Annotated in this window: 13 protein-coding genes; 7 read left to right on the top strand and 6 right to left on the bottom strand. The window is 61.9% G+C overall.

Annotation, left to right across the window (positions count from 1 at the left end; genetic code table 11):
- The first annotated feature begins 51 nt into the window (after positions 1-51).
- The 3 genes from AC07PT_RS08075 to AC07PT_RS08065 all read left to right on the top strand — a co-directional run bounded on the left by AC07PT_RS08075 (position 52) and on the right by AC07PT_RS08065 (position 3031).
- On the top strand, positions 52-441 hold the full coding sequence (locus AC07PT_RS08075) for an Mth938-like domain-containing protein (protein ID WP_492346829.1): 390 nt from the start codon (positions 52-54) through the stop codon (positions 439-441).
- A 120-nt stretch (positions 442-561) separates the two neighbouring features.
- Positions 562-1047 carry a peroxiredoxin gene (locus AC07PT_RS08070; RefSeq protein WP_027475765.1) on the top strand — a complete coding sequence of 162 codons (486 nt, stop codon included), beginning with the start codon at positions 562-564 and terminating at the stop codon, positions 1045-1047.
- A gap of 187 nt (positions 1048-1234) precedes the next feature.
- Entirely contained in the window at positions 1235-3031 is a 1797-nt protein-coding gene (locus tag AC07PT_RS08065; protein ID WP_494656372.1) for a PhoH family protein, read from the top strand.
- Between the two features lie 96 nt (positions 3032-3127).
- On the opposite strand, the gene AC07PT_RS08060 is transcribed toward AC07PT_RS08065, so the two are convergent.
- From AC07PT_RS08060 to rpsF, 6 genes are all read right to left on the bottom strand, one after another.
- Positions 3128-4048, bottom strand: coding sequence for an alpha/beta hydrolase (locus AC07PT_RS08060; protein WP_494656371.1), 921 nt, complete (start codon positions 4046-4048; stop codon positions 3128-3130).
- Positions 4049-4067: 19 nt separating this feature from the next.
- Positions 4068-5558 (bottom strand): replicative DNA helicase, encoded by a 1491-nt coding sequence (gene dnaB / locus AC07PT_RS08055; RefSeq protein ID WP_494656370.1) that lies wholly within the window; start codon positions 5556-5558, stop codon positions 4068-4070.
- A 178-nt stretch (positions 5559-5736) separates the two neighbouring features.
- Complete coding sequence (gene rplI / locus AC07PT_RS08050; protein ID WP_019574987.1) at positions 5737-6189, bottom strand: 50S ribosomal protein L9; 453 nt, start codon at positions 6187-6189, stop codon at positions 5737-5739.
- Between the two features lie 11 nt (positions 6190-6200).
- Entirely contained in the window at positions 6201-6482 is a 282-nt protein-coding gene (gene rpsR / locus AC07PT_RS08045) for a 30S ribosomal protein S18 (protein WP_011794373.1), read from the bottom strand.
- Between the two features lie 16 nt (positions 6483-6498).
- Positions 6499-6786, bottom strand: a complete 288-nt coding sequence (priB, locus tag AC07PT_RS08040; RefSeq protein ID WP_019574988.1) for a primosomal replication protein N — start codon at positions 6784-6786, stop codon at positions 6499-6501.
- A gap of 38 nt (positions 6787-6824) precedes the next feature.
- On the bottom strand, positions 6825-7199 hold the full coding sequence (gene rpsF / locus AC07PT_RS08035) for a 30S ribosomal protein S6 (protein WP_019574989.1): 375 nt from the start codon (positions 7197-7199) through the stop codon (positions 6825-6827).
- 214 nt (positions 7200-7413) lie between these two features.
- On the opposite strand from rpsF, the gene grpE reads away from it, so the two are divergent.
- The 4 genes from grpE to AC07PT_RS08015 all read left to right on the top strand — a co-directional run bounded on the left by grpE (position 7414) and on the right by AC07PT_RS08015 (position 12459).
- Positions 7414-7974, top strand: coding sequence for a nucleotide exchange factor GrpE (gene grpE, locus AC07PT_RS08030; RefSeq protein WP_492346825.1), 561 nt, complete (start codon positions 7414-7416; stop codon positions 7972-7974).
- Between the two features lie 126 nt (positions 7975-8100).
- Positions 8101-10056: a molecular chaperone DnaK gene (dnaK, locus tag AC07PT_RS08025; RefSeq protein ID WP_492346824.1), complete on the top strand. Its 1956-nt coding sequence runs from the start codon at positions 8101-8103 to the stop codon at positions 10054-10056.
- Positions 10057-10143: 87 nt separating this feature from the next.
- Positions 10144-11277, top strand: a complete 1134-nt coding sequence (gene dnaJ / locus AC07PT_RS08020) for a molecular chaperone DnaJ (RefSeq protein WP_492346823.1) — start codon at positions 10144-10146, stop codon at positions 11275-11277.
- A 192-nt stretch (positions 11278-11469) separates the two neighbouring features.
- Positions 11470-12459: a LysR family transcriptional regulator gene (locus tag AC07PT_RS08015; RefSeq protein ID WP_492346822.1), complete on the top strand. Its 990-nt coding sequence runs from the start codon at positions 11470-11472 to the stop codon at positions 12457-12459.
- Positions 12460-12468 lie beyond the last annotated feature (9 nt).

Genomic DNA, 12468 nt, shown 5'->3' with positions numbered 1-12468 from the left:
AGCCTGCAGCGCGCCCCACAGTCGCGCCTCTTCGCCCCAACACAGTGCCCCATGAAGCTGCAACCCGACCAATTCGACGTTCAATCCATCACCGCTTACGGCGAGGGCTGGGTGGCCATCAACGGCGAGAAACACGCCGGCAGCCTCATCATCAGCGCTCAGGGGCAGCGCCTGAACTGGCCCGTGAGCCGTTTCGAAGACCTGACCGAAGATCATTTCGAGCAATTGGCCGCCATTGATTGCGAACTGATCGTATTTGGCAGTGGCCGACGCAACCGTTTTCCGCCAGCGGCCTGGCTGAAGGCACTGATGGCCCGCCGCATCGGGCTGGAAACCATGGACACCCAGGCCGCCTGCCGCACCTACAACATCCTGGCGCAAGAGGGCCGCAAGGTGGCGGCAGCACTGTTGATCGAGGGCAACGAGCCCGCGCAACCCTGAGTCGACCGATTTAGAGGTAAAATCTTGGGTTGCGGATGGAGCGGGCAATCAAAAGAGAGGTGCAATGCCTCCGGACCCAGCCCATCTTAGGTCACACCTGTCACACGAGATTGAAGTTCTATGGCGATCGTTGTCAACAAGTCCATCCCTGAATTCGAAGCGAACGCCACGGGTGGGATCAAGGTGTCGAACTCTTCCCACCTGGGCCAGATCCTGGTGTTGTACTTCTACCCGAAGGACAACACCCCGGGCTGCACCACCGAAGCAATGCAGTTCCGCGACAAATACAAGGATTTCGTGAAGGCCGGCGCCACCGTGTTCGGTGTGTCGCGCGACAACATGAAATCGCACGATGAGTTCAAGCTCAAGCTGGAACTGCCCTTCGAGCTGATCGCTGATACCGAAGAAAAAATGTGCCACATGTTCGGCGTGGTCAAGAACAAGATCATGTACGGCAAGAAGGTCAAGGGCATCGAACGCAGCACCTTCCTGATTGGCGAAGACGGCATTCTCAAAGAAGAATGGCGCGGCCTCAAGGTGCCGGGTCACGTGGACGAAGTTCTGAAGTCGGTCAAGGAACTCAAAGCCCTCAAAAAGGCCGCCTGAGAACCCTCAGCCCGATCCCGGGAGGGTTTGTCGAGTCATGCATAATGGCTCGCATATGTTGCTGGTTTCGCACCGCCACCCTCCTCCGCAAAAGCCGCTCAGGTCTCCTGGCGGCTTTTTTGCTTCCTGCACCAATCCGTGCACTCGCATTCCCACTTTCAGTGCTTTTTCTGGAGACTGACCTTCCATGCCCCTGCCTCCCGCCCCATCGAAGAAAGCCACCATCCTGCCCACCAGCGCCTACGCCAACCCCGGCGAGGACAAAGCGCGCAAGGCCGGATCACGCGGCCGCGCTGCCGATTCAGCCCACCCCGAGGCCAAGGGTGAGGCACCCGAGGCCCTGCTGGCCATCCCCGCTGCACCAGTCGCCCCCGCGCCGGTCAAGACCCCCAGCCGACGCAAGACTGCCTCCACCCAGGTATCGGCCCTTCTGAGCCCCCCGGCAGCAGCAGCCCCCGCCGTCACCAAATCGACTCCCAGCACCCCGACAACCGCCCCCATCGCCGTCACACCGGTGGCAGCCGAGGCGCCGGCCGTCGCAGCACGCAGCCGCAAGGCGCGGCATACCGGGCCGACCAAGCTCTTCGTGCTCGACACCAATGTGCTGATGCACGACCCGATGTGCCTGTTCCGCTTTGAGGAACACGACATCTTCCTGCCGATGATCGTGCTGGAAGAACTCGACAGCCACAAAAAGGGCATGACCGAAGTGGCTCGCAACGCGCGCCAGACCAGCCGCTCACTCGATGCGCTGGCCGCCGCCCAAGGAGCCGACATCACGGCCGGCTTGAAACTGGACACCACCGGCCACCGCGAAGCCGGTGGCAAGCTTTTCTTCCAGACCCGGCCACTGAACTACACACTGCCCACCAGCCTGCCCCAGGGCAAGGCCGACAACCAGATCCTGGGTGTGGTGGAGGCGCTGCGCCACCTGCACAGCCCACAAGGCCAGGAGGGCCAACCCACACGCGAAGTGGTGCTGGTGTCCAAAGACATCAACATGCGCGTGAAAGCCCGCGCCCTGGGCCTGACCGCCGAGGACTACCAGAACGACAAGACGCTGGAGGACGGCGACCTGCTGTACTCCGGCGCCATGGCATTGCCTGCCGACTTCTGGGCCAAGAATGGCAAATCGGTCGAGAGCTGGCAAAGCGGCTCGCACACCTACTACCGCATTGCGGGCCCCATCGTGCCCAATCTGCTGATCAACCAGTTCGTGTTTTTCGAAGCCCCGGGTGAGCCCAGCCTGTATGCCCGAGTGACCGAGATCCGCGGCAAGACCGCGGTGCTGCAGACCCTGAAGGACTTTGCCCACGCCAAGAACGCCGTGTGGGGCGTGACGACGCGCAACCGCGAACAGAACTTCGCGATGAACCTCCTGACCGATCCTGAGATCGATTTCGTGACCCTGGCAGGCACCGCCGGTACCGGCAAGACCCTGATGGCACTGGCCGCAGGCCTGACCCAGGTGCTGGATGACCGCCGGTACACCGAGATCATCATGACCCGCGCCACCGTGAGCGTGGGTGAGGACATCGGCTTTCTGCCGGGCACCGAGGAAGAAAAAATGGGTCCCTGGATGGGGGCCCTCGACGACAACCTCGAATTTCTGGCCAAGGGTGACGGCGGCAATGCGGGCGAATGGGGCCGCGCCGCCACCAATGAGTTGATCCGCAGCCGCATCAAGATCAAGAGCATGAACTTCATGCGCGGACGCACCTTCCTGAACAAGTACGTGATCATCGACGAGGCACAGAACCTGACGCCCAAGCAGATGAAAACACTGATCACGCGGGCCGGCCCGGGCACCAAGATCATCTGCATGGGCAACCTGGCCCAGATCGACACACCGTACCTGACCGAAGGCTCGTCCGGACTCACCTTTGCCGTCGACAAGTTCAAGGGCTGGCCACACAGCGGGCACATCACCCTGGCACGCGGCGAGCGATCGCGCCTGGCTGATTTTGCGAGCGAAGTGCTCTGACAAAGCGTTGAACGGACCGGCCAGCGGCCGGCCAACCCCAGTCAAACGCCCGGCATGCCCGGGCGTTTTGCATTTCAAGGCACCAAAATCACTGGATCACGGCCAAGGCAGCAGCCCCTTGGCAAAGAAAGCCCCCACCTCGGCACGCAGGGGATCGCCGCCCAGGCGCTCGTAATCCACGTGGTCGGCATCGGGAATCACACGCCAGATGCGGGGCTGGCCCGCAGCCTCGAACACGGCCCTGGCCACCTCCAGGGGCACGTGGTGATCACGGTCACCCACCACCACCATCACGGGCCTGGGGGCCAGGCTCGCGATCCGGGCCAGAGGATTGACCTGCTCCAACCGCACACCCGCCCGGGCAAAGTCGCGCAAGACCCAGCGTGCCTGCCAACCGCCGCCCAGCATGTGCGAAAGCTCCTCCGACAAACCCGTCCAAACCGCCTTCAAGACGACGGCTCGCACCCGCTGATCACGCGCGGCCGCCAAGGCCACGGTAGAGGCCCCAATGGAGAAACCCTCCGCACCCAGCCGGCCAGGATCGACATCGGGGCGTTGCTGCAGAAAATCGAGGGCGCCGATCACATCCTCTTGCTCACGATCACCCCAGGTCTGCAGGTCACCGCCACTTTCGCCAGCGGCCCGGTTGTCGTACAGCAGCACACCAAACCCCAGCCTGGCCAGCGACTCAGCTTCGTCCAGCAGCCACAGGCGATTCTCGGCCGCGCCGTGCACCAACACCACCGCCGCGCGATTGCGCGAGGGCACATACCAGCCCTGCAGAGTGATGCCATCGGCACTGCGAAAAGCCACCGATTCGAGCCCCGGCAAGCGGCGCCGGGCATCGGCCTGCGCCTGTGCGCTGATGGGTCGACGCTCTGGATGCAGCAGATGCCGCATCAGTTCGTCGTGCCGCCAGACAAGCAGGGCTACCAACAGCAGCAGCCCCCCCAGCAAGGCCCACAACACCACACCCAAGGGATGCCGGCTCAGCCAAGCCCATGTGCTTGAGATCATGCAGAAACAGGAGGCCTGCTCAGAAATCGTCGGCAGAGCCGCGGGCCAGGCTTTCAAACCGGGTCTGCGACTTGTGGAAATACAGCTTCACCGTACCCGTCGGGCCGTTACGCTGCTTGCCGATGATGACCTCGGCCATGTTCTGGTCCTTGCTTTCCTTGTTGTAGTAATCGTCACGGTAGATGAACATGATGATGTCCGCATCCTGCTCGATGGCGCCGGATTCACGCAAGTCACTCATCATGGGACGCTTGTCGGTGCGCTGCTCCACGCTTCGGTTCAGCTGCGAAAGCGCGATCACCGGGCACTGCAACTCCTTGGCCAGCATCTTCAGGCCGCGGGAGATTTCGCCCAGCTCGGTGGCACGGTTGTCGGCACTGGCCGCCGACCCGGAGCCACTCATGAGCTGCAGGTAGTCGACCACGATCAAGCCCATCTTGCCGCACTGGCGCGCCAACCGGCGGGAGTTGGCCCGCAGCTCGCTGGGCGACAGGCCTGGCGTCTCGTCAATGTGCAGCGACACCGTGCGCAGACGCTCGATGGCCTCGGTCAGACGCGGCCACTCATCATCAGTGAGCTTGCCGGTGCGCAGGTTGCCCTGGTTGATGCGGCCAATGGAACCCACAATACGCACCGCCAGCTGAGCGGCCCCCATTTCCATGGAGAACACCGCCACCGGCAGACCTTCGTTCAAGGCCACGTGCTCGGCAATGTTGATGGCAAAAGCCGTTTTACCCATCGAGGGACGGGCCGCCAGCACCACCAGGTCACCGGCCTGCAGACCCGAGGTCATGCGATCCAGGTCATAGAAGCCCGTGGGCACACCGGTGATGTCATTGGTGTTGTCGGCCATCTCCTGGACGCGGTCCAGCAGGTCAACCACCAGTGAATCCATGGACTGGAAGCCCTGCTTGTTGCGCGAACCTTCTTCCGAAATTTTGAAGATCTTCTGCTCTGCTTCGTCCAGAATCTTGTCGACGGCACGCCCCTGCGGATTGAACGCCACGGTGGCGATCTCATCACTGGCCGTGACCAGCTTGCGCAGGATCGAGCGCTCGCGAACGATCTCGCCATAACGGCGGATGTTGCTGGCACTGGGCACATACTGGGCCAGTGAATTCAGGTAACCAAGCCCCCCCACCTCTTCGGCTTTGCCCAGGTTCTGCAGGCTTTCATAGACCGTGATCACGTCGGCAGGCTTGCCTGAGTTGATCAGCGAGCTGAGCACCCCGAATACGACACGGTGCTCATAGCGGTAGAAGTCACCTTCGCTCACCACGTCGGCCACACGATCCCAGGCACTGTTGTCCAACAGCAAGCCCCCGAGCACGCTGGACTCGGCCTCGATCGAATGCGGCGGCACGCGCAGCTTGGCCACCTCACGGTCCACCGTGCGCTCGATCGCGTGCTGCGCCGGCGCCGACTCAAGTGGCGGCGGCATCTCGATTCCGGCAGGAAGATGGAAATCAGGCTCGAAATCAGAGTCGACAGGCGGAAAAATGGCAGACATGGGTTTCCTTGGCAGCCTTAAATCGTAAGCGTTTCAACGCCTTCCGTCAGCCCCAGGGCTGGGGATAAGCTGTGCATGATGAGGGGAAATCAAGGGGATAAACGCACTTCGACCCTGGCGACTTCCCCAAAAGAAAAGCCGCCCGAAGGCGGCTTGACAGAAGCAGTGGTTTCGGTGATCAGGCAGTTTCGCCGTACACGGAAACATTCACTTCAACGACCACATCAGTGTGCAGGGCAACGCTGATGGTGCTGTCGCCAACCACCTTCAGGGGGCCGTTGGGCAGACGGATCTGAGCCTTGACCACTTGGTAGCCTTGCTTGATCAGTTCTTCAGCGATGTCGTGGTTGGTGACGGAACCGAACAGACGGCCATCAACGCCAGCCTTCTGGGTGACCTTGACGGTCGTACCAGCCAGCTTTTCGCCTTGGGCTTGGGCTTCGGCCAGCTTGGCGGCTGCGGCCTTTTCCAGCTCAGCGCGCTTGGCTTCGAACTCAGCCTTGGCAGCTTCGGTGGCACGGCGAGCGCGGCCCGACGGGATCAGGAAGTTGCGGGCGTAGCCGTCCTTGACCTTGACGATTTCGCCGAGGTTACCCAGGTTCACAACCTTTTCGAGCAGGATGATTTGCATGGTTGTTCTCCTTAGATCTTGTGCTGGTCGCTGTAAGGCACCAGAGCCAGGAAGCGGGCGCGCTTGATGGCAGTGTTCAGCTGACGCTGATAGATGGCGCGCGTGCCGGTCAGGCGAGCGGGGATGATCTTGCCGTTTTCAGCGATGAAGTCACGCAGGGTGTCGACATCCTTGTAGTCGATTTCTTCGACGCCAGCGACGGTGAAGCGGCAGAAGCGCTTGCGCTTGAACAGCAGGGACTGGGTGTTGCGCTTCGGGCGCTTATCTTTGTTGAACTTCTTGAACGTGGCCATGTTGGCCTCCTGAAATTTAATCTTGCTGGAATTCCTGGATGTGAAAAACGACGGTCTTGACGTTGCGCGGTGTGGCCAGAAATCCGGAGAATTTCCAGACCGAGCCGAGGGCCTGCTTGGCAAGCCGTTCGGCGTTACTACCGAGCGCAACAGCCCTGATGGCCACCTGCACCTTGCGCTTCTGCCCAGCTTCTTCGACCTCCGACTCGGATTCGAGCCGCAGGTCAATGGCGGGCAGACCGGCAGGTGTGAATCGCATCGGCTTGGCCTCAACGATCACGGCGGTCAGAGCGACGTGGTTCACTTCCCCTTTGAATCAGTCAAACGAACTGGACGCAGGCCTTAGTTGTTGGCAGCGGCGAATTCAGCTTGCTGGGCCTTGCGGGCCTCTTCACGCTCGACGGTCTTCATCATCGAAGACGGGCCGGTATCAGCCTTCTTCTTGACGACGGTCAGGTGACGCAGCACGGCATCGTTGAACTTGAACGCGTGTTCCAGTTCAGCCATCACAGCCTGATCGGCTTCGATGTTGACGCACAGATAGTGGGCCTTGGCCAGCTTGTTGATCAGGTACGCCAGTTGACGACGGCCCCAGTCTTCCACGCGGTGGATCTTGCCGCCGCCGGCGGTGATCATGCCCTTGTAGCGCTCCAGCATGGCCGGAACCTGTTCGCTCTGATCCGGGTGAATCAGCAAAACGATTTCATAATGACGCATTGAGTACTCCTTACGGGTGAAGCCGTCCGCTGCGTCTGTAGCAGTACGGCAAGGCAAAGCCCACGAGTATAGCGCCACTGATTCTCAAAACACAAGCGCCCATCGCTTTTTTGGCTGAGACGAATCCAGTGGACAATCCACGCCTTGAAAAGTTCAACAGCGGCCCCATCTGCCGCGACATCCTCTTTTCGTCAACTTATCGACCCGAATCCGAATGTCTGAAAACCAAGAACACCAGAATCAGGCCATGCCAGGCGGCCCGATGAGCCCCGAAGAGCAAGAAGCCGCCCAGGCTGCCAACGACGTCGAGGCGCTGGCCCAGGCGCAGGCCGAGCTGGCAGCCCTCAAGGCCAAGAGCGCGGACCTCGCCGACCAGTTCCTGCGCGCCAAGGCCGAGGCCGAAAACGCCCGTCGCCGTGCCGAGGAAGAAATCGCCAAGGCCCGCAAGTTCGGCATCGAGAGCTTCGCCGAAAGCCTGCTGCCCGTGTGCGACAGCCTGGAAGCCGGCTTGGCCATCAAGGATGCCAAGCCCGAACAGATCCGCGAAGGCGCCGAAGCCACCTTGCGTCAACTGACCGCCGCACTCGAGCGCAACAAGGTGCTGGCCATTGCACCGGCAGCAGGCAGCAAATTCGATCCGCACCAGCACCAGGCCATCAGCATGGTGCCCGCCGACCAAGAAGCCAACACGGTGGTGAGCGTGCTGCAAAAAGGCTACCTGATTGCCGAACGCGTGCTGCGCCCGGCCCTGGTGACGGTGGCTGCGCCCAAATAAATTTTTGGTTCTGGAAGCCGCCGGGGCTTGAAACCCCAAAAGTTATCCACAACTCATCAACAAGACGAACCAAACAACACACGCCGGCAAATCGCCCGGCGTGCAATCGAAATACAGGAGTAAATCATGGGAAAAATCATCGGTATTGACTTGGGCACCACCAACAGCTGCGTGTCCATCATGGAAGGCAACACCACCAAGGTGATCGAGAACTCGGAGGGTGCACGCACCACCCCGTCGATCGTGGCTTACCAGGAAGATGGCGAAGTGCTGGTGGGCGCCTCGGCCAAGCGCCAGGCCGTGACCAACCCCAAGAACACGCTGTATGCCATCAAGCGCCTGATTGGCCGCAAGTTCACCGAAAAAGAAGTGCAGAAGGACATCAACCTGATGCCCTACTCCATCGTGGCCGCCGACAACGGCGACGCCTGGGTGGAAGTGCGCGGCAAGCGCCTTTCGGCCCAGCAGGTGTCGGCAGACATTCTGCGCAAGATGAAAAAGACCGCCGAAGACTACCTCGGCGAAGAAGTCACCGAAGCCGTGATCACGGTGCCCGCCTACTTCAATGACGCCCAGCGCCAGGCCACCAAGGACGCTGGCCGCATCGCCGGCCTGGAAGTGAAGCGCATCATCAACGAGCCCACCGCCGCCGCGCTGGCATTCGGCCTGGACAAGACCGACAAGGGCGACCGCAAGATCGCCGTGTATGACCTGGGTGGTGGCACGTTTGACGTGTCCATCATCGAAATCGCCGACGTTGATGGCGAAAAGCAGTTCGAAGTGCTGTCCACCAACGGCGACACCTTCCTGGGTGGCGAAGACTTTGACCAACGCATCATCGACTACATCATCACCGAGTTCAAGAAGGAACAAGGCGTCGATCTGTCCAAGGACGTGCTGGCCCTGCAACGCCTGAAGGAAGCCGCCGAAAAGGCCAAGATCGAGCTGTCCTCATCGGCCGCAACCGACCTGAACCTGCCCTACATCACTGCAGACGCCTCGGGCCCCAAGCACCTGAACATCAAGCTGACCCGCGCCAAGCTGGAGCAGTTGGTGGAAGAGCTGATCGAGCGCACCATCGCTCCGTGCCGCACCGCCATCAAGGATGCCGGCGTGACGGTGGGTGAGATCCACGACGTGATCCTGGTCGGCGGCATGACCCGCATGCCCAAGGTGCAGGAAAAGGTGAAAGAGTTCTTCGGCAAGGATCCGCGCAAGGACGTGAACCCCGACGAAGCCGTGGCCGTGGGTGCTGCCATTCAGGGCCAGGTGCTGTCGGGCGACCGCAAGGACGTGCTGCTGCTGGACGTGACCCCGCTGTCCCTGGGCATTGAAACCCTGGGCGGTGTCATGACCAAGATGATCAACAAGAACACCACCATCCCGACCAAGTTTGCGCAGACCTTCTCCACCGCCGACGACAACCAGCCGGCCGTGACCATCAAGGTGTTCCAGGGCGAACGCGAAATGGCCTCGGGCAACAAGCTGCTTGGCGAATTCAACCTCGAAGGCATCCCGCCCGCACCGCGCGGCCTGCCCCAGATCGAAGTGTCGTTCGACATTGATGCCAACGGCATCCTGCACGTGGGCGCCAAGGACAAGGGCACGGGCAAGGAAAACAAGATCACCATCAAGGCCAACTCGGGTCTGTCCGAAGAGGAAATCCAGAAGATGGTGAAGGATGCGGAGCTGAACGCCGCCGAAGACAAGAAGAAGCTCGAAATCGTGCAAGCCCGCAACCAGGGTGAAGCGACCGTGCACAGCGTGAAGAAGAGCCTGACCGACTACGGTGACAAGCTCGAAGCTGGCGAGAAGGAAAAGATCGAAGCCGCCATCAAGGACCTGGAAGAGGCCCTGAAGGGTGAAGACAAGGCGGCCATCGAAGAAAAGAGCAACGCGCTGATGACCGCCAGCCAGAAGCTGGGCGAGAAGATGTACGCCGACATGCAAGCCGAGCAAGCTGCCCAGCAGGCCGCCGCCGGCGGTGCAGCAGGTGCCGGCGCCGCTGGCACGGAATCTGCCTCCAAGCCCGCTGACGACAACGTGGTGGACGCTGAAGTCAAGGAAGTGAAGAAGGGCTGATCCCCGGCTACGGCCACTTCGCCCGCCGCGCCGGACCCAGGCCTGGGACCTGCGCGGCGTTTGTGTTGAATACGGCTCGGAAAACCAATGGCTAAACGAGACTATTACGAAGTCCTGGGTGTCGGCAAGACTGCCTCGGATGAAGAAATCAAGAAGGCTTATCGCAAGTTGGCGATGAAGCATCACCCTGACCGCAATCAGGGCGATGCGGCCAAGGCTGCCGAGGAGAAATTCAAGGAAGCCAAGGAAGCCTATGAAATGCTCAGCGACCCGCAAAAGCGGGCCGCCTATGACCAGCACGGCCACGCCGGCGTGGACCCGAACATGCGCGGCCCCGGTGGCGCCGAAGGCTTTGGCGGCTTTGCCGAGGCCTTTGGTGACATCTTTGGCGACATGTTCGGCCAGCAGCGTGGTGGCCGTGCGGGCGGGCGCCAGGTCTACCGCGGCAGCGACCTCAGCTATGCCATGGAGGTCACTCTCGAAGAGGCGGCCCGTGGCAAGGATGCGCAGATCCGCATCCCGAGCTGGGACACCTGCGACACCTGCCACGGCTCCGGCGCCAAGCCCGGCACCAGCGCCAAGACCTGCGGCACCTGCAACGGTCAGGGCAGCGTGCAGATGCGCCAGGGCTTCTTCAGCGTGCAACAGACCTGCCCCACCTGCCGCGGCAGCGGCAAGGTGATCCCCGAGCCCTGCACCGCGTGCCATGGCCAGGGCAAGATCAAGAAGCAGAAGACGCTGGAAGTGAAAATCCCGGCCGGCATCGACGATGGCATGCGCATCCGCAGCGTCGGCAATGGCGAGCCCGGCACCAATGGCGGGCCACCGGGCGACCTGTACATCGAAATCCGCCTCAAGAAGCACGACATCTTCGAGCGCGACGGAGATGACCTGCACTGCTCCGTTCCGGTCAGCTTCATCACCGCCGCCCTGGGTGGCGAGATCGAAGTGCCCACGCTGCAAGGCAAGGCTGCCATTGACATCCCTGAAGGCACCCAGGCGGGCAAGCAGTTCCGTTTGCGTGGCAAGGGTATCAAGGGCGTGCGCTCCAGCTACCCTGGCGACCTGTACTGCCACATCGCGGTCGAAACGCCGGTCAAGCTCACCGAGTACCAGCGCAAGCTGCTGCGCGAACTGGAAGAATCGCTGAAGAAGGGGGGCGGCAAGCACTCCCCCAGCGGCGACAGCTGGACCGACCGACTGAAGAATTTCTTCAGCTGATCCCAGCCCCCCCCAAAGCCCGAGCCCGCTTCAAAGCGGGCTTTTTTTCGCCTGAATCCGGGATCACGGCCTGCCCCCAGGCGAACCCAGCTCCCACCCTCAACGATGAAAGCCATCGCCGATAGAGATGCCAAGGCCCTAGAATAGCCACGAAAATACTCATCGCATCTCAATCCGAGATGAAAACACCCCATGAAAAGCTCCGAGCGCAACTTTGCCCGCCGAATCGACCTGACCTCGCTGCAGCTGTTTGTGGCTGTCTGCGAGCTGGGCAGCATTGGCAAAGCCGCAGAGCGTGAATTCATCGCCGCCTCGGCCGTCAGCAAGCGCCTGAGTGACCTGGAGGCGACCGTCGACACCCAATTGCTGTACCGACACAGCCGCGGTGTGCGCCTGACCCCGGCCGGCGAGAGCCTGCTGCACCACGCCCGAACCGTCTTGTATGGATTGGAAAAGATGCAGGGCGAGTTGAGCGAATACGCCGACGGCGTGCGCGGCCATGTGCGCATCCACGCCAACATCTCGGCCATCGTTCAGTTTCTGCCCGAAGACCTGGGCGCCTTCACCCGTGAGCACGAGCAGATCAAGATCGACCTCGAAGAACACCTGAGCCCCGACGTCATGCAGGCCGTGACCGAGGGTGCTGCCGACCTGGGCATCTGCCATGTGCGCGATCAAGCCAGCACCGGTGCGCCATTGCAGACCCTGCCCTACCGGGAAGACCGCCTGGTGCTGGTGGTGCCACACCACCACCCCCTGGCCCAACAGGACAGCGCCCACTTTGCCGACGTGCTTGACCACGACATCGTGGGTCTGCACGCCAACAGCAGCATCAGCCTGGCCATGCAGCAGGCTGCCGCACGCGCAGGACGGGCACTGAAGTTGCGCATCCAGGTCACGGGGCTGGATGCCATGTACCGCATGATCGACAACGGCCTGGGCGTGGGCGTGCTGCCTGACCGGGCCTTTGCCCTGATGCAAGGCGTTGGCCAACTGCAGGCCGTGGCACTCAAAGATGACTGGGCCCACCGCGAGTTGCGCATCGTGGCCCGCGACTTCCAGGCCCTGCCGATGACCGCACGCCTGCTGGCCGACCACCTGCGCGCCAGCAGTCCGCCGCCACGGCCTCATGCCGCCAGCATCGCGGACACCGCCCTGCCCGCCGAGCCCCTGCCCGCCTAAAATCACCCT

The sequence above is a fragment of the Curvibacter sp. GW821-FHT09D12 genome (assembly GCF_059416245.1).
This window is presented reverse-complemented; position numbering and strand designations above follow the sequence as displayed.

Coding starts and splice junctions, on each gene's coding strand:
- rpsF (WP_019574989.1), bottom strand. CDS start 7,199: ATGCGTCATTATGAAATCGTTTTGCTGATTCACCCGGATCAGAGCGAA.
- grpE (WP_492346825.1), top strand. CDS start 7,414: ATGTCTGAAAACCAAGAACACCAGAATCAGGCCATGCCAGGCGGCCCG.
- dnaB (WP_494656370.1), bottom strand. CDS start 5,558: ATGTCTGCCATTTTTCCGCCTGTCGACTCTGATTTCGAGCCTGATTTC.
- AC07PT_RS08075 (WP_492346829.1), top strand. CDS start 52: ATGAAGCTGCAACCCGACCAATTCGACGTTCAATCCATCACCGCTTAC.
- rpsR (WP_011794373.1), bottom strand. CDS start 6,482: ATGGCCACGTTCAAGAAGTTCAACAAAGATAAGCGCCCGAAGCGCAAC.
- AC07PT_RS08065 (WP_494656372.1), top strand. CDS start 1,235: ATGCCCCTGCCTCCCGCCCCATCGAAGAAAGCCACCATCCTGCCCACC.
- AC07PT_RS08015 (WP_492346822.1), top strand. CDS start 11,470: ATGAAAAGCTCCGAGCGCAACTTTGCCCGCCGAATCGACCTGACCTCG.
- rplI (WP_019574987.1), bottom strand. CDS start 6,189: ATGCAAATCATCCTGCTCGAAAAGGTTGTGAACCTGGGTAACCTCGGC.
- AC07PT_RS08060 (WP_494656371.1), bottom strand. CDS start 4,048: ATGATCTCAAGCACATGGGCTTGGCTGAGCCGGCATCCCTTGGGTGTG.
- dnaK (WP_492346824.1), top strand. CDS start 8,101: ATGGGAAAAATCATCGGTATTGACTTGGGCACCACCAACAGCTGCGTG.
- dnaJ (WP_492346823.1), top strand. CDS start 10,144: ATGGCTAAACGAGACTATTACGAAGTCCTGGGTGTCGGCAAGACTGCC.
- AC07PT_RS08070 (WP_027475765.1), top strand. CDS start 562: ATGGCGATCGTTGTCAACAAGTCCATCCCTGAATTCGAAGCGAACGCC.